Below are 16,916 nucleotides of genomic sequence, written 5' to 3'. Positions count from 1 at the left end.
AGGCAAACATGGAAACAACGATTCCGACCCTCGGCGTGCCTCTTCTGGAATTGCGCAAGATCTGCAAGAGCTTCCCGGGTGTGCGCGCCCTGACTGACGTCGACCTTCAGCTGTATGCCGGTGAAGTGCATATGCTTCTCGGGGAGAACGGCGCAGGGAAGTCGTCCTTGATGAAGGTACTGTTCGGCGCGTATCGAGCCGACTCCGGCGAGTTCTTCAGCAACGGCCAGCCGATCACAATCGAGTCGCCTGCCGACGCCAAACGACTTGGCATTGCGGTGATCTTCCAGGAGTTCTCCCTCGTACCGCATCTGAACATCGCGCAGAACATCTACCTGGGGCGTGAACCGCGCAATCGCTTTGGCCTGATCGATCATCGCAAGATGCATCTCGACGCGAGAGCCGCGCTCGAAGAACTTGGACTTGCCTACGATACCTACGCGTACGCGGCCGACCTCGGCGTTGCGCAGCAGCAGATGGTGGAGATCGCGAAGGCGCTCTCGCACCATGCCCGCGTGGTGGTCATGGACGAGCCGACGGCGGCGATTTCCGATCGCGAGGCCGAGGCGCTGTTCAGCGTCGTCAGGAAGCTGCGCGAGTCCGGTGCTGCGATTGTCTATATCTCCCATCGCATGAAGGAGGTGTTCGACCTCGGCGATCGCGTCACGGTATTGCGTGACGGCCGTCTGGTCCAGTCGATGCTGGCCACCGCGGCGACACCCGATGAACTGATCGCATTGATGGTGGGCCGGTCAGTCGGGACGGTGTACAAGCGCCAATATTTCGGCGAGCCGGGCAAGGTCGCGCTCGACGTGCGCCAGCTGACCACCACCACCGGCGTTCGCGGTGTCGACCTGCAGGTCCGGTGCGGCGAGATCGTCGGACTCTCGGGACTTGTCGGCGCCGGGCGCACGGAGGTCGTGCGGGCGGTCTTCGGCGCGGACCCGATTGAAACCGGCCAGGTCACCGTTTTTGGGGAGGCGGTGACCGGCGGTCCTCACAAAGTCGCGGCGATGGGCGTGGGGCTGATTCCTGAGAACCGGAAGCAGGAGGGGCTGGCGCTGAAGCGCTCCGTGCATGAAAACCTGCTCACTGCCAGCCTGTGGAAACTTTTCCCGAGAGGATGGTATCAAGCGGAGAAAGCAAGGAGTGCGACTAAAGCGCTCATTGATTCCTTGCGGATCGCACCTGGTGACCCCGGTAAGAGCGCTCGTGTCCTCAGCGGCGGCAATCAGCAGAAGATCGTGATTGGCAAATGGCTCAGCGCCGGCTGCAAGCTGTTCATATTTGATGAGCCGACGCGCGGCATTGATATAGGCGCAAAGACGGAAATTTTCAATCTGATCGAGAAACTGATCAAAGACGGTGCCGCCGTTCTGCTCATCAGTTCTGAATTGTCGGAGATTGTTCATGTTTGCGATCGCGCATACGTCATGCGCGAAGGCGTGGTCTCGGGTGAATTGCCCAGAGAAAGCCTGAGCGAACAGAACATTCTTCGCCTGGCGATGCACGGGAGCTAAATCATGGAAGCAACTGTTGAACGAGTCGGTGTGATACGAAAGCGGCGGCCTGTGCCGTCGATTGTCGCGGCGAGCGGCATACTCGTGGTGGCGGCGATGCTCGGTGTGCCCGGGTTTGCATCGAGTGGCAACATCGTCAACATCGGACTGCAGGTCTCGATCCTGCTCATGATTGCCATGCCGATGACGCTGGTCATTTTGAGCGAGGGGCTCGACCTCTCCGTGGGTGCGCTCCTCAGTCTCTGTGCGGTCGTTTTCGCCCAGGCTCTGGGGTTGGGGTGGGGCATCGCGCTAGCGTTATGTGCTTCAGTAGCGGTGGGGATGCTGACCGGTCTCTTCAACGGCGCACTCATCGCGAAGCTGGGGCTTCCTCCCTTTGTTGTCACACTCGGTACGCTCGGTATTGCCCACGGTGTAGCGCTCGTTCTGACGGACGGCAACGCGGTTGTCGTCGCGAACCCCAGCGTCGCTCAGCTCTACGCGTGGACCCTTCTCGGCATTCCGCTTCCGGTGATCTTTGCGCTCCTCGCGTATGCGTTCACGCATCTCCTGCTGTATCACACCCGGTTCGGCACCTATGTGTTCGCCATCGGCGGTAATCGGGATGCGTTGCTTCTCGCCGGTATCAAGGCCAAAGTCTTTCACATTGCGATCTATGTCTTCGGCGGATTGATGGTCGGATTGGCGGCATTGGTGCTGGTCGGCCGGATGAATTCTGCCGAGCCTAACTCGGCAATCGGCATGGAGTTCGATGCGATTGCGGCCGTGGTCCTCGGTGGCACGTCTTTCGAGCGTGGCGAAGGATGGTTGTTCGGCACGGTCATGGGCGTATTGACGATCGGCGTTTTGCGCAATGCGTTGAACCTCCTTGGCATTGAGTCTTCTCTTCAGGTGGTGTCCGTCGGCATGCTGGTACTCCTTGTCGTTGTCATCGATAGTGTGCGCAAGTCCAGAGTCAATGGAGCGAAAGCATGAGTATTCTGAACAACTCCCGCTTCGTATGGTCCCGCGTCAGCCAGCTGGATGTGCGTCATCATGTCCGCGAGGAAACGGCCACGCTGATCTATCGCGGCGTACTCATCGTTCTGATTGCGATGGCACTGGCTTTCGCGACGTCTGCGTTCTCCACAGCCCCCAATCTGCTCAACGTTCTGCGTCAGGCCAGCCTGATGTTCCTGCTCGCTTCCGGCCTCACGCTGGTGATCCTGTCCGGCGGCTTCGATCTCTCGATCGCGGCCAATCTTACGCTGTCGGCCTGTCTCGCGGCGGGCGTCATGAAGACCGGCGGGTCGCCGATTCTGGCCGCCGCAACCGCGCTTTCATGCAGTACGCTGATCGGCCTGCTCAATGGTCTCGCCGTGACGTTGCTGCGGCTTCCACCGTTTCTCGCCACCTACGGGATGCTGTGGGTCGTTCAGGGGCTCGCGTTCCATTACATGGGCGGTAACGAAATCTACGGCTTTCCGACGGGGTTCAGAACACTGGGCACAGGATTCCTCGGCGGCATACCGTTGCCCGTGTACATGATGGTGTTCGTGCTGGTTGGCGCGACGATCGTCACGGGAGGGCTCAATTTCGGCCGGGAAATCTATGCGATTGGCGCCAATAGCGAGGTTGCGAGGCTCTCAGGCATACCGGTGCGCCGCCGCAAAATTGCTGTTTATACGATCAGTGGCTTGATGTCCGGGATTGCCGCGCTCATCTATCTGGCGCGGGTCAACGCAGCAGATTCGGCCATGGGCGAGCCGCTTCTGCTTCCCGTTATCGCGGCCATATTGATTGGCGGCACGTCCCTGTTCGGTGGCGCGGGGAGCTTGCTGGGCACTCTGTCCGGGTGCCTCATTCTTGCGCTCGTGATCGACGGGATGAACCTCCTCAACCTCAACGCAAACTGGCAGCCACTGATCATTGGCGCCGTTCTGCTCATTGCCGTGCTCGCGGACGTGCTGGGACGGGGCAGAAAAGAGCGGATCGGCTGACTCTGCCGTTGCCGGGCGGCAAACGACCTCAGGGTTGTTTGCCGCCTGTTGTTTTGTTCGTCTTGCATACACCTTTGCCGCCGTTGCCGCTATGTCAAGTAACCGTTAGTCACGAAAACGGACTCTTTGATAAGCGGCGAGACTTCGAGGTCAAGGACTTTAAGACGATGTTCCGTATTATCTGCATAACGATCCGGTCGACACAAATGCAATCGATAGCCAGATCGGTCTGATTGAAATGCCAGGGGAAAACGTGAGTCGATAAATTCTTTGGCCAGCGAGGATCGCGTAATACAATGCAAACGATTGCATATGTATTGCAGAAGTAGGGCTTGAGGAAGGATTTGGCGTGGTGGTGGGGGGAGAGCCGGCTAAGGCGGCGACCGCGGCAATCTGGTTGTCTTGCAGGTGCGTCGTGCGTTTTTTTTAGCCTGTCTTTCCTGCCTGGACGATTCGTAGAACGAATATATAAATGCGAGCTGTGGAGTCGGAAGCGGCTGGCTGTGAATCCATTACTAAGAGCGAGTGAGGAAGACATGAAACGAAGGACGATTGCCGCAGTCATTGGCGCGGGGCTGTGCAGCGCTGGTCTGAGCTGTGCGAGCTTTGCGCAGAGTAGCATCACGATGGCGGGCAAGCTGGACGACGGTATCACGTTCGTCGACAACGATGGCGGTCACCACAATTACAGGGCCGACAGCGGCGTGCTGTTTCCCAATCTGTGGATATTGACGGGCGTAGAGGATCTGGGCGGTGGCGTCAAGACAGTGTTCAAGTTGTCGACTTTGTTCAACCTGAACAACGGCCAGCTCAATCAGCCGAATACCTTGTTTGGCCAGCAGGCATGGGTGGGTCTGCAAACCGACTACGGTACGCTGACCATGGGCAATCAGTTCGATTTCAGCGCGGATTTCTTTGGCCAGTTCAACGTGGGCGCTTCCGGCAGCGGCTACGCGATCCACCAGGGCGACTTTGACCACACCAACAATGACCGCATAAAGAACTCCATCAAGTACACGAGTCCTGTATGGGGCGGCTTCACGTTTGGCGCGATGTACGGCTTTAGCAACGTGGCGGGAAGCTTCCATGACGGCAGCGGTTGGAGTGCCGGTCTGCAGTACGCCAACGGACCTTTGACTGTGGGGGCGGCTTACACCTACCAGGCCAAGCCCACGCTGGACCCCTATGCGCAAATCGGTGTCCATTCGTTCTTCAATGTGCCTGTCGCCACTGTGTCGAACAATACCGCGACCGATCTGATGCCCGAGTTCCAGATCAGTTCTCTGGGAACGTTCGGAATCGGCGCATCGTACGCGATTGGAGACTTCACGCTCTATGGCGACTTCAGCGACACGGTTCTGAAGTACCAGGCCCAGACCTCGGTCATGCATGTCTATGAAACCGGCGCGACCTACCAGGTCACGCCTGCCACGCAGCTGGTTCTCGGTTATCAGCACACCGGCTTCCAAGGCCACACGTGGAACCAGGTGACTGCAGCGGCGCTTTATTCGCTGTCGAAACGTACCCAGGTCTACATCTCCTCGGACTACCTGAAGGCGTCATCCGGTGTGGATGCCGTTATCGGCGGAAGTTTCGCGCCCTCGCTGGCGGGTCAGCAGACTGACGTGCGAGTCGGTATCTATCACGCTTTCTAACCCCGTCCATTTCGCAGATTCGTCTGCGTTGCGATAACCGAATTGGGGAAGTGCTCCCCGCCCCAGCTGCGGCTGGACATTTTAACGACTGATTGGAGGAGTCAACACATGAAACGTACCTACCTTGGACTGGCTTTAGCGGGTACTTTGGCGGCCGGCGCTTATGCGTGGGCGAGCGACGCGGCTGAGACCGCGCCCAAATGGCTTGCGAATATTCCGGTGACGAGCGCCAAGCCGTTCGGCTTCGATATCAGCGCGTCGGCGGACGGCAAGTACTACCTTGCGGACGGGGCAAACGCCACGCTGGACGTATTCGACACGAAGACGGCCACGCTGCTCGACCAGATTAAGGCGGACTTCGCCGGCATTGGACCCAACCATGACAAATCGGGCCCGTCGGGGGTCACCCCGTTGCCGGGCACGTCGCTGGTGTACGTGGGGGACGTCAATGCGGTCAAGGTGATCGACGTCGCCACCAAAAAGCTGGTTAAGACCATTACCGTCAGCAGTTCCGGCATTCGCGCCGACGAGAGCTGTCTGGACCCTGAGCATCACGTCGTGATGTTCTCGAGTGGCGCGGAGGAACCGCCGTTTGCCACCTTCATCAATACGGATAGCCAGGAGGTGATCGGGAAACTCACGTTGAAGGACTCGACTGGTCTGGAGGCGTGTGGGTACGACCCGAAGGGCAAGAATTTCGTGTTGAACAACGACGGTACGAAAGCCAACCCGAAAGGCGAGGTCGATGTGATTCCGGTCGCGTCGGTTCTCGAAGGCAAGCCTGCCATTGCGAACGTATTCACGCTGAAGGGTTGTGAAGGTCCGACCGGTCTCGCAATGGGCCCGGGCAACGATGCCCTGATCGGATGCGATCCGGACGAAGGTGGCAAGCAGACCTCGGTGATCATCGACCGTACGAACGGCAAGACCCTGGCCGAGTTGCCGTTCGGCGGCGCGGACGAAGTCGTGTACGACCCGGTGTCCAACCGCTACTTCCTGGCCGCCGGCCACCGTTCGGCCGACAACGTCTCGCAGGTTGGCAGCAAGACGGCTAAGTTCGACCCGGCGCTCGGCATTGTCGACGCCGCTTCGCGCAGCATCGTCGCGATTGTTCCGACCACGGCGGGTGCCCACTCGGTGGCGGTGGACGGCGAGTCTCATCGTGTCTTCGTGCCGCACGGCCCGGGCCACTCGGAGCAGTTCGCAGGCGCCGGCGTAGCGGTATTCGCAACGCAGTAAGCGACCTGGTAAGCGACCCGGCAGTCGTCCGGCGCGATCGCGCGCGCCGGACGGCGAGACTTCACGGCACCACGATCCATCTATCCTCAGTCATTCAACTTCCAAAGAGACTCAATCATGGTCCAGTTTCGTGCAGTTTCAGCTGCACTCGTCGCATCGCTTGGCTTGATGCTTGTCGACGCGCCTGTGGCGATGGCTCAACAACCGGCCAGCGGGGATCAGGCGTCCGCATCCATCAGCGCCTCAACGCCAAAGCAGGTCGCCAAAGCGCAGCGTAAGGCGGCGCGCAAGGCGCGGCGGGAAAAGAAGAACGCCGAGTTGAAGGCGCTCGAAAAGAACGGCTATCGAGAGTCGGGCAATCAGGATAACTATCCGCAGAACCTCATGGACGCGGAGCGCAAGGCAGCTGCATCGAAACAGGCTGCGCCGGCGTCCGCATCGGGTCAATAACGCGACTGAGGGTGGCGCTGGGGCCGCGTCCTCAGCGATAAGCCCGATCAAAGATTATCGGACTTGTTGGTAAGCGCGCAATCTTTCTGGTTATAGCGACGCGCCCCCCCCGGCATAAGCTTCATCTATCGAGCGTTGCTCGATATGTCATGAAGGAGATCAGCTTGAAATTCTGTCGTTCAACGCCGTCAAAAAAGGCCGTACTGGCCGCACTACTTGGTTCGGCTTGCCTCGCTTTTGTGGCCAACGTTTGCGCCGCCGACACGACCGCGGCGCAACAGGCGGCGTCCCCGCTTGCCAGCTATTCGCTGAGCATGAAGCAGGCAATGAAGCTCGTTGAGATCGCAACGGCAACCGCGCAAAGCCGCCATCTTGCAATGAGTTTCGCCGTGCTCGACCCGGGCGGCCACCTCATCATGGCCGTACGCATGGACGGCGCGCCCTTTGTCAGCGTTGATTTCGCACGCGGCAAAGCCTTCGCCTCCGTTGCGCTCGGCGGTCAGTCCGGCGCGACGCTGGAGCAGCGCTTCAGGGACGATCCTTCGGAGTACAGCAATGTTTCTGGGGCAGGGTATTTCGCCCCGTTTCTGCCGGCACGGGGTGTGTTTCCTGTCTTTGCCGGCGGGCATCTCTTAGGCGCCGTTGGCGCGAGCGGTGCGCCCTCCGAGATCGATGATCAGGTCATCAAGGGTGCAATTGAAGCAATCGGTGCGACGACTGTGCGATGACACGTCGTGTCCTATAGAAACGATATCAGGAAGATATTCATGAAACGCGAAACAGAACAACGCGATGCCGTGGGTGTAACTGGCGCCACGGACGACAGGCATGCTTCGACTAGCGATGCTACCGACGCTTGCCGCCGATCGATTCTGAAACTGGGTTTCGGTGCGTTTGCGGCGGGCGCTTTGGGTTTGTCCGGCGCAGCGCGCGCGCAAAGCGGCACGTCGCAGGAGGCGGCGGTTGCGGCAGCCTCGCGCGAAGGTCAGACCATCAAACTGGTGCCGTCGCTGGACACGGTCAGGGTCGGGCAGATCGAGCCCAGCGCGCCGACGGCGGTCATGATCAAGTCGGGCGATACCGTCTGGTATGACGGTACATGGACCAATTGGGGCAATGAAGCAAAGTACGGGCTGACCTTCAAGGAGCGCGAACCGATCCGCAAGAAGTACCCGAACGGTCCCTTCTCGCTGATTGGGCCCGTTTCGATCATCGGTGCCGAAGCGGGCGATCTGGTCGAGTGCCGTATGTTGAAGATGCGGCCGATCGACTGGGGCTGGAACTCCGCGCCTCCCGGCGTCGGCGCATTGCCGCACGATTTCAAGCCTTATCTGCGCTATCTGAAATTCGACAAGGAAAGGACCGCCGCCGCGTACGTGCCCGGCGTCAATATTCCGCTGAAGCCATTCCAGGCGTATATCGCCGCGCAACCGGCCGGCGAGAAACCCATCAGTGCGAATCTGGCCGGCAATTACGGCGGCAATCTGGACTGTGCCGTGCTGGGTGTGGACACGTCGATCTTCCTGCCTGTGCAGGTGAGCGGCGCGCGGGTGTGGACGGGCGGCTCCATGGGGGCCTCGGGTGAAGGTAACGTCGATCAGACCTCGATTGAGACAGCCTTCGAAGAGATGCGTATCCAGTACATCCTGCACAAGGGCGCTGCACTGAATGTGCCGATGGCAGAGACGCCTGATCACTGGATCGGCTTCGGGTTTTCCGACTCCCTCGAGAATTCACTGGTTGCCTGCCTGCGCCAGATGATCAGCTGGCTGTCCGCCGCCACCGGCATTGCACCGGAAGATTGCTACGGCATCTATAGCGTGGCAGGCAGCTTCCGTGTGACGCAATACGCCAATCAGACCGGGACGGTCTACTCGACCATTCCGCCCAAGGGTATTCACTGCATGCTGCCCAAGCGCATTTTTACCCCCGCGCTGCAGCAGCGCATCGCAGCGTCTATACGGGCCTGAGTCCATGGTGGTGCGTCAGTTCAAGAGGCGTGTGCTCACGCCTGGCTACAGCATGTCAGCCGGGCCGCGTGCCCGCGCTAGAGTTGCAAAGGAGATGATTCGATGATTGCGAAAGACCCAAAACCGTCCATGGAAGGCGGCCTGGCCAAAACACGCCGCATGGGGCCCGTGCTGGCCCTGCTGGTGTGCTTCCTGGTGATCGTTCTGGACGGATTCAACACCACGTCGATCTCCTTTGTCGTGCCGAGGCTCGCTCATGAATGGCATCTGGCGCCGGCGCTCTTCACCACCGTTTTCGTCGCGACGAACATTGGCGCGGCGATTGGTTTCATGATTTCCGGTCCGCTCGCTCAACGTTTCGGACACCGTTGCATTGGCGTCGCGAGTGTTGTGCTGTTCGCCGGGAGCACGCTCGTGACGGCGTACGCGAGCAATATCGCCAGCTTGTCCGTCATGCGCCTTGCCGCGACCGTCGGCTTGGGCGCGGCGTTGCCGATCGCCATTACGGCGGCGGCCGGCATCATTGGCGCGAAGCATAAGGTGGCGGCTTCCTTGCTCGTTACGACCGGCATGTCCGTGGGCGCGGTCGCTGGCGGCATGACCGGTGGTCCTCTGATGAGTCACTTCGGCTGGCAATCCATCTTTGTGACCGGCGGTGTCCTGCCTTTCCTGCTGGTTGTCGCGTTCTTTCGCATCCTCCCCGCGCGCAGCCCGGTGGTCGCGAATGCCGCCGCCGTGCGTGCGTCAAACCCGCTTAAGGCGCTGTTCGAAAATGGTCTGGGCGCCTATACGTGCCTGCTGTGGCTGTTTTCATTCCTGATCTTCATGGACGTCTATGCGTTGCTGTTCTGGGTGCCGACGCTGCTGGTCGACTTCGGCTTCTCCGCGGACCATGCGTCCGTCGGCATGGCGGCCTTCAGTATCGGTGGCCTGAGTGGCAACGTCCTGATGACGCTGGCTGTCACGATGATGACGCTTGCTGGCAGGCTCAGGGTGAAATCGGCGCTGGTTGTGGGCTTGTTGCTGGTGATTATCAGCGTCGGCAGCCTTAGCCAGGTAGCGGTGACGCCGGCCATCGTGCTGCTGTGCATCGGTGTGATCGGTGCCGGGCTGGTCAACGGCATCATGGGCCAAACCGCGCTCGCAGTCGCCTTCTATCCGCCGGAGATTCGTGCAACCGGAGTGGGCTGGGGGCATGCGATCGGGCGGGTCGGTTCCTTCGTTGGGCCGGCGATTGGCGGAGGCTTGCTGTCGCTCGGTTGGCCGGTGCGCGAGATTCTCCTCACCTCCGTTGCGCCGGCTGGCGCCGCGATCCTCGTACTCGGCGCCCTGTCGCTGGTCGGTCGCAGAGCGGTGCAAAAGTTTCCCGATAGCGCCGTGGCGGAGAACTGAGACTCGCCACGTCACGCTTGCTCACTGACACATCGTCAATTGGACTCACGAACGCTCGAAAACGCCAGCGCGCTGCTGGCGCCAACGAGGCACATGGGACCGCGCGCCTACATTCAGACTGCGCATCCAGCTTCTTAATCCAACGCAAAGACATTTTCGATCATGAAGATTATTGCTTACGCCGACGGTGGCCGCATCGCACTCGGTATCGTCACCAGCCCGACTCATTTCGTTGCCGTCTCCGACATTGCGCCGGACCTGCCGTCCAGCCTCATTTCAATCCTGGAGCAGGAGGATGGGCTAACGCGCCTGCAACAAGCAGCACACGGACGGCAAGGCGATCGGGCCCTCGCCGACGTCACACTTAAGCCCTTCCTGGACCGCCCGAACGCGATGTGGGCCCTGGCGTTGAACTTCAAAAGCCATATCGCGGAAACGGGACTGCAAACGTCGATGGAGTATCCGCACCTTTTCATGCGTACGGCTGCGTCTTATGTCGGCGCCGGCGAACCGATTCTGGCGCCGCTCGAATCCGTGGCGCGCGCGTTCGACTATGAGGGCGAACTGGGTGTCGTCATCGGCGCGCCTGGACGTTATATTCCGGTGGAGCGAGCGCTGGAACATGTGGCGGGTTACACCTGCCTCAACGAAGGATCGGTTCGCGAGTTCCAGATGCACAATCGCCAATTCGGCCTCGGCAAGAATTTCGAGGCATCCGGGTCCTATGGGCCGTGGCTGATGACCCCAGACGAATTTGGCGATCCTGCCAGTCACACGATCAAGACTCGCGTCAACGGTGTCGTTCGTCAGAGCGCACCGCTCGACGATATGCTGTTGAGCGTTGCGCAAGTGATCAGCTATCTGAGTCAGGGTTATCGTTTGCGGCCTGGCGACCTGATTGCGATGGGCACGCCGGGTGCGTTGAAGCCTCAGCCGGATGATCTCGAAGGCAACGACCTCTCGCGTCAATACGGTCCCTTTCCGACACCGGGTCTGGTGCATATGCGGGCGGGAGACTGGGTCGAGGTGGAGATCGACGGACTGGGCGTGCTCGGCAATCGCGTAGCCACCGATACGGCCATTAGTGAAAGCGGTCACGCAGTAGCGAAGTCCGCGGCCTGATTGCAGTTACGGCAATCCTTGCTTTCAGGTGGTGTGGGGTCATTCGAGGCCCCACATCCCCGCTCAGCCGTGCTGATTGGCCAGCGTCACCGAATGCCTGCGAAACTCACTGGGTGGCACACCCATGTGTTGTGCGAAGAAACGGGTGAAGTGGCTGTGCTCTTCGAACCCCAGTTCTTCGGCTACATTGGAAAGCGGCTTATCACTAGCTCCAAGCAGCTGGATCGCATGAGACATGCGGACCCAATCGATATAGTGCTGCGGCGAAATGCCCATGCATAGCCGGAATTGCTGGAAGAATCTCGACCTGGACAGGCCGACTTGAGCCGCGACCTGAGCGACGGTGGGATTCGTCACCGACGCATGCTTGATGAAATCCACCGCTTTGCGGATGCGAAAATCGATCGGCCGGCCTGACGGGATGATGCCGGCCGTCAAAGCCGGATCGGCAAAATCCCGACCGAGTGCGGTCACCAGATCCGCAAGAATGGGCATGCAATCGTCGTCCTGGGCGACCAGGTGGTTGGTGATCGCCGCGGCGATACGATCCACGTGATGCCGCACGTCCGGCGTGACGACAACTCCAGCCTTCGGGAAGATGCTCGCGGTGCCGTTTTCAGCAAGTTTCAATTGCTGGCGCAGCCAGGGGGCTTCGATGACGAGGGAAAGGATCAGGGAAGGTTCGTCGTCGCTGCAGCTTTTCGAGTGTTCGATCCACGGATTCAGGCAGATTGCCCGCTCCGCTGTCAGCGCGCAATCGTCTGCGCCGATGCGGAAATTACAGTTGCTTCCGCCAAGATTGAAAAGGAACTGGTATTGGGCGTGAGCGTGAGCGACAAGCGGACGGCTAATCAAGTTCACCGTTGCTCGCCCGAAACTTCCTTGCAAAATCCAGACGGGCTTGTCTCCATCAATTGGTACTGTCGTCATACCCAACATTTCTCCACGTGGAACGAGGCAGTGCATTGCGCTTTGCCGGATTCCATGAATACAAAAAAGACGCTTCGGTAAGCGGCGAGATCTTGCGGCGAGCCAGTCGATTGAACATTCGCGTAGGCGCTACTTAATCAAAAGTAAGGAGTGCAGTCAATGGGTAGAAACCTGCGCTGACATGAAAGGAAGTTTATAAAGTCAGGACGATTTGACAAGCAATCGGCGCTTTTGGTCAGGTGTTCCGGCGCAGCTCGGCTTATATTGAATCCACCGTGTTATTCGAAAGTAGGGATCGGCATGCCGTTTTTTGAACGAGAAGGGATACGCTTCGCATACGATGAGTTCGGCCCTTCCGGGGCGCCCGTCGTTGTCTTTAGCCATGGTTTTCTGATGGACGGCGACATGTTCCAGCCGAACATTGCGGACCTCCAGAGCGAGTTCCGCTGCGTCGTTTGGGACCAGCGCGGTTTCGGGGCAACGGGAACCACGACCCGGCCCTTTAGCTACTGGGACTCCGCGCAGGATCTGATTGCCTTGCTCGATCATCTGGAGGTTGCCTCGGCTTCGCTTGTGGGCATGTCTCAAGGCGGCTTTATATCGATGCGCGCGGCCTTGCTGGAGCCGGATCGCTTTCGGGCGATCGCCCTGATATCGACACGCAGCGATGTCGATTCCGACGCAGTCAAGCAGTCTTTCGAAGAACTGAAAGCGGAATGGGCACGCAATGGGGCGAAAAATGTCGCGCAGAATCTGTCGGCGTTTCTGTTCGGCCCCGAGTACGCGGCATCGGCGTGGATCCGGAAATGGTTGAACGCTAGCGCGGATCACTTCGAACATCCGGTCAATGCCCTTGTCTCCAGGGACGACATCACGCCGCGCCTTGGCGAGATTACCCATACGTCGATCGTATTCCATGGACGCGACGACGCCGCCATCAGCCCTGACTGCGCAGAGGCGCTCGCCGCCCAGTTGCCGAACTGCAAAGATCTCATCCTGGTGGACCGGGCGGGACACACGCCGAATTTGACGCATGCCGATATGGTGAATCCGCCGTTACGGGATTTCCTGCTTCGCTATGCGCGCTAAGTAGAGACACCCGCTCCTCGATTTCACTTGCTGCCCGGCACGCCCGGACTGTTGTCCTGTGGCGCCTGAACCGGTGTATTTTGATCCGAGCCGCCCTGGTTCGCGCCGGGCGGTTGATAGCGGGTGTGTTCGTGGTCGTGATTCACATGCATATGCTCACTGGCAAAAGCCGGCGTAAAAAGGGACATGCTTAAAACCACAACCGCAAAAAACGCAGTGACTTTCATGATGATCCTCTCCGCTTGATCTGAAGCGCGTCGGTTTAACGCTCTATCCATTCTAGTCACGGTGAGAATCAGTGGAAACCCGTGGGTGGCTCGATCTGAGCGATCGCACGTACATTATTCGTTTTATGGACAACAACTTGGCCCTATCGTCGTTATTGGCGTAACCTCGTCGGCACGCACGGCGAAAAAGCGTTTCATGAAGCATGGTCGAGCGGCCCAGGCTCGGACCATTTTTCAATAACGTTGGATATGAGCCTGCATCCTCGCAATTGTTCGAAGGGGAATGGGGCGTTGCCATCGGCACATGACCTGAGCGGATCGCTGTTTCCCAGACATCGTGGTCTGGGATCCACGCTTGACATGTTGAGGCCGGAAATGATTCAGATCGGCAAACTGCAGTTTTTTATCGAACAGCGGGAGCTAAGGCGCGATGGCGCCCCCCTGCACATCGGCTCCCGTGCTCTCGACATTCTCGAACTGTTGGTCAACGCAAAGGGTTCACTCGTCTCCAAAGACCAGATCATGCGCGCTGTCTGGCCGGATACAGTCGTCGAAGAAAACAATCTGCAGGTCCATATCGTCGCGTTGCGCAAGGCTCTGGGTGAAGACCGCGAACTGATCAGGACGATACCCGGCCGAGGCTATCGGCTCCTGTTTGCAGAGGGAACGCAGAACGCGGAGCCGCACTGTGAGCCGCGCAGTCCCCCGGATGAAACCGCTATTGCTTTGCCCGTGCGCGATTTTGCGGTGCCGTCGAGTGCTTCGGTATTGATCGGCCGGCAGGACGACGTACTGGAGGTGACAGCCGCGCTCGAGCGCTCACAGATTGTCACGCTGGTGGGTGCTGGCGGAATTGGCAAGACCCGGCTGGCTGCGGAGGTGGCGAAGGGTCTGGCCGCAAAGTTTCCCGGCGGCATCGTATTTGTCCCGCTTGCGGCCGTGACCGATGCGCGATTCGTGCTGGACGCGCTCGCGACCGCGTTGGGCATGAAGCTGTCGGCAGGCCGCCTGTCGCTCGCGCATATCGCGGACGAAATGCAAGGCAGGCACGCGCTGATTGTTCTGGACAATTGCGAACATGTGATCGAAGCAGCAGCCGAAGCGGCCGTGGTGCTGGAAGGCGCAAGCGGCACCGTGCGTATCCTTGCGACCAGTCGCGAGGCGCTGAGAGTGCAGAACGAAGTGCTGTATCAGGTTCCCGCACTGCAGGTGCCCGACCAGCAGAGCCTGACTGACGAGGTTCTTCAGACCAGCGGGGTCCAGTTGTTTCTTGCGCGCGCTCATGCGCTCGATCCTCGTTTCTCTTCTGACGAGCGCAGCATTTTCCTGACCGGTCAGGTTTGCCGGTGTCTTGACGGCATCCCGCTGGCGATCGAACTGGCTGCCGCCCGCGCGGCCGTACTGGGCATCGACGTGTTGGCGGATCATCTCGGCGACCGCTTCCGGATCCTCACCGGCGGCTGCCGGACTGCGCTGCCGCGGCATCAGACGCTGAAGGCGACGATGGACTGGAGCTACCGGCTGCTCGATGACAAAGAGCGGACGATCCTGCGTTACCTGGGTGTGTTTGTGAACGGCTTCACGTTCGATGCAGTGAACCATGTCATTGCGGACAATCACTGGACGCCTGTCGAAATCATGGACGCACTGGGCGGACTGGTGAGCAAGTCGATGGTGATCCTGGAGTGCTGCGGATCGCTGCCGAGATTTCGTCTGCTGGAAACGACGCGCGCCTACGCGCTGCAACAACTGACCGACAACGGCGAGCGCAAGCGTGCCGCGCTGGCGCACGCCACCTATTTCTGCGAGCTGTTTGACCGCGTACGCAAGCACTGGGCCGAGCGGCCCGTGTCGGACTCGCTCGCGGATTTCTGTCACGAACTGGGCAATTTGCGCACAGCGCTGGACTGGGCGTTTTCGCCGTCAGGCGAACGCTCCGTTGGGATCGAGCTTTCAGCGGTGGCCGTGCCGTATCTGTTCGAGCTCTCGCTGGTCGAGGAGTGTTGCGAACGGGCGCGGCAGGCACTGGACGCGGCACAGGACGAGACGGCGTACGCCGTCTCGCCGATGACGAGACTGAGGCTCGGCGTCGCGCTTGCGTCGGGTCTCGTCTATACCGTCGGACCCACGAAGGATACGCATGACAGGTGGTCCGATGTATTGTCGCTGGCGATCGCCGTCGGCGATGCGCACTTCGAATCCCGAGCCGTGTGGGGGCTCTGGAATGCGCACCAGTACGGTGGTGAAGCGCACGAGGCACTGCTGCTTGCCCGCCGCTTCAATGCGCTTGCACAGCAGCACGGCGATACGACCAATAGGGTGATCGGGCGCCGTATTGAAGGAATCGCGCTGCATTACGCGGGAGAACAGGCCGCGGCCCGCGAGCAGCTTGAAGGAATGCTTAACACTTATGTGCCTGCCGTGCACCGCTGGAACGCACTCGGTTTCCGGATCGATCATGGCATTGTCGCGCGCGCGACACTGGCGCGGGTCCTGTGGGTTCAAGGGGAAACTGAGCGGGCATTGCGGCTGGCTGAGATTGCCGCCGAGGCGGCTCAGGACTACGCACATGAGATGGTGACGTGTTATGTGCTGGTCGAAGCGCTCGTGCCGATCGCGCTCATGATGGGCGAACGCGATATCGCGGCCCGAGCACTCGCGATGCTGCGGGACATTGCTTCCCGCGTGGGGTTTTCGATCTGGCTGAGTGCCTGTTCCTGTTACGAGGAGTATCTGTTTTCCGTCGTGCCCGGTGAGCATCGGCAACGGCTTGCCCTGTTTCGTTTAGCGATCGACAAACTGCACGAGACGGGTTTTCTGGCGCCTTTGACGTTCCTTCTTTGCCGCTTCGCACAGGCACAGGCGGACTACGGACGTTTTGACGAGGCGATGACGGCGATCAACGAGGCGTTGCGGCATTGCGAGCGGACCGGGGAGCGTTGGTACTACGCGGAGATTTGCCGGGTCAAGGGTGCGATCGTCCAGATGACAGGCGGGGGCGGCGATGCAGGGACGTGGTTTCTGGCCGGCTTGGAATCGGCCAGCCGACAAGGCGCGGGGGCGCTCGAGGTACGCGCCGCGAGCAGCCTCGCGAACTGGCTTGCCATGCAGGGCCGGCGAGCCGAAGCCCTGTCGCTTCTTTCGCCTGTGTGCACGCGCTTTCCCGAGCATCGGGGTTGGGGCGACGTGCACGACGCGCACGAACTTTTGCGCTCGCTGAAGGCGCCCACCCTGGCTGATGACAGCCAGCCTTTGACCGGTCCGAACGTCGCCGGCTATTGCAATTAGGAAGTGGGTGTTGTCGGCGAGCGGTTCGTTGCCACTAGCCGACGGCGCCACCTCT

Annotated in this window: 14 protein-coding genes; 12 read left to right on the top strand and 2 right to left on the bottom strand. The window is 60.0% G+C overall.

The window, feature by feature from the left end; genetic code table 11:
- The first annotated feature begins 8 nt into the window (after positions 1-8).
- From AYM40_RS29020 to AYM40_RS28975, 10 genes are all read left to right on the top strand, one after another.
- Entirely contained in the window at positions 9-1,520 is a 1,512-nt protein-coding gene (locus AYM40_RS29020; protein ID WP_063499530.1) for a sugar ABC transporter ATP-binding protein, read from the top strand.
- Between the two features lie 3 nt (positions 1,521-1,523).
- Positions 1,524-2,495 carry an ABC transporter permease gene (locus AYM40_RS29015; protein WP_063499529.1) on the top strand — a complete coding sequence of 324 codons (972 nt, stop codon included), beginning with the start codon at positions 1,524-1,526 and terminating at the stop codon, positions 2,493-2,495.
- Positions 2,492-3,499: an ABC transporter permease gene (locus AYM40_RS29010; RefSeq protein ID WP_082855374.1), complete on the top strand. Its 1,008-nt coding sequence runs from the start codon at positions 2,492-2,494 to the stop codon at positions 3,497-3,499. The genes AYM40_RS29015 and AYM40_RS29010 overlap by 4 nt, the downstream gene beginning before the upstream one ends.
- 536 nt (positions 3,500-4,035) lie before the next feature.
- Positions 4,036-5,154 (top strand): porin, encoded by a 1,119-nt coding sequence (locus AYM40_RS29005; protein ID WP_063499528.1) that lies wholly within the window; start codon positions 4,036-4,038, stop codon positions 5,152-5,154.
- Between the two features lie 108 nt (positions 5,155-5,262).
- Entirely contained in the window at positions 5,263-6,393 is a 1,131-nt protein-coding gene (locus AYM40_RS29000) for a YncE family protein (protein WP_063499527.1), read from the top strand.
- A gap of 117 nt (positions 6,394-6,510) precedes the next feature.
- Positions 6,511-6,843: a hypothetical protein gene (locus tag AYM40_RS28995; protein WP_063499526.1), complete on the top strand. Its 333-nt coding sequence runs from the start codon at positions 6,511-6,513 to the stop codon at positions 6,841-6,843.
- A 164-nt stretch (positions 6,844-7,007) separates the two neighbouring features.
- On the top strand, positions 7,008-7,571 hold the full coding sequence (locus tag AYM40_RS28990) for a GlcG/HbpS family heme-binding protein (protein ID WP_236720978.1): 564 nt from the start codon (positions 7,008-7,010) through the stop codon (positions 7,569-7,571).
- A 39-nt stretch (positions 7,572-7,610) separates the two neighbouring features.
- The gene (locus AYM40_RS28985; RefSeq protein ID WP_148662324.1) at positions 7,611-8,813 is read left to right on the top strand and encodes an acetamidase/formamidase family protein; all 1,203 of its coding nucleotides are present in this window, start codon (positions 7,611-7,613) and stop codon (positions 8,811-8,813) included.
- A gap of 102 nt (positions 8,814-8,915) precedes the next feature.
- A complete protein-coding gene (locus AYM40_RS28980; protein WP_082855371.1) occupies positions 8,916-10,205 on the top strand; it encodes an MFS transporter in 1,290 nt (429 codons plus the stop codon).
- A gap of 162 nt (positions 10,206-10,367) precedes the next feature.
- Positions 10,368-11,327, top strand: coding sequence for a fumarylacetoacetate hydrolase family protein (locus AYM40_RS28975; RefSeq protein ID WP_063499525.1), 960 nt, complete (start codon positions 10,368-10,370; stop codon positions 11,325-11,327).
- 63 nt (positions 11,328-11,390) lie between these two features.
- Here AYM40_RS28975 and AYM40_RS28970 read toward each other — a convergent pair whose 3' ends face one another.
- Positions 11,391-12,266, bottom strand: a complete 876-nt coding sequence (locus tag AYM40_RS28970) for a helix-turn-helix domain-containing protein (RefSeq protein WP_158515344.1) — start codon at positions 12,264-12,266, stop codon at positions 11,391-11,393.
- Between the two features lie 291 nt (positions 12,267-12,557).
- Here AYM40_RS28970 and AYM40_RS28965 point away from each other — a divergent pair, with 291 nt between their 5' ends.
- The gene (locus AYM40_RS28965; protein ID WP_063499523.1) at positions 12,558-13,346 is read left to right on the top strand and encodes an alpha/beta fold hydrolase; all 789 of its coding nucleotides are present in this window, start codon (positions 12,558-12,560) and stop codon (positions 13,344-13,346) included.
- Between the two features lie 23 nt (positions 13,347-13,369).
- Here the strand turns inward: AYM40_RS28965 and AYM40_RS28960 are convergent, their stop codons facing one another.
- Positions 13,370-13,573, bottom strand: a complete 204-nt coding sequence (locus AYM40_RS28960; protein WP_063499522.1) for a hypothetical protein — start codon at positions 13,571-13,573, stop codon at positions 13,370-13,372.
- Positions 13,574-13,948: 375 nt separating this feature from the next.
- On the opposite strand from AYM40_RS28960, the gene AYM40_RS28955 reads away from it, so the two are divergent.
- The gene (locus AYM40_RS28955; protein WP_063499521.1) at positions 13,949-16,861 is read left to right on the top strand and encodes an ATP-binding protein; all 2,913 of its coding nucleotides are present in this window, start codon (positions 13,949-13,951) and stop codon (positions 16,859-16,861) included.
- Positions 16,862-16,916 lie beyond the last annotated feature (55 nt).

This window comes from Paraburkholderia phytofirmans OLGA172, assembly GCF_001634365.1.
In the GTDB taxonomy this organism is placed as follows: domain Bacteria; phylum Pseudomonadota; class Gammaproteobacteria; order Burkholderiales; family Burkholderiaceae; genus Paraburkholderia.
This window is presented reverse-complemented; position numbering and strand designations above follow the sequence as displayed.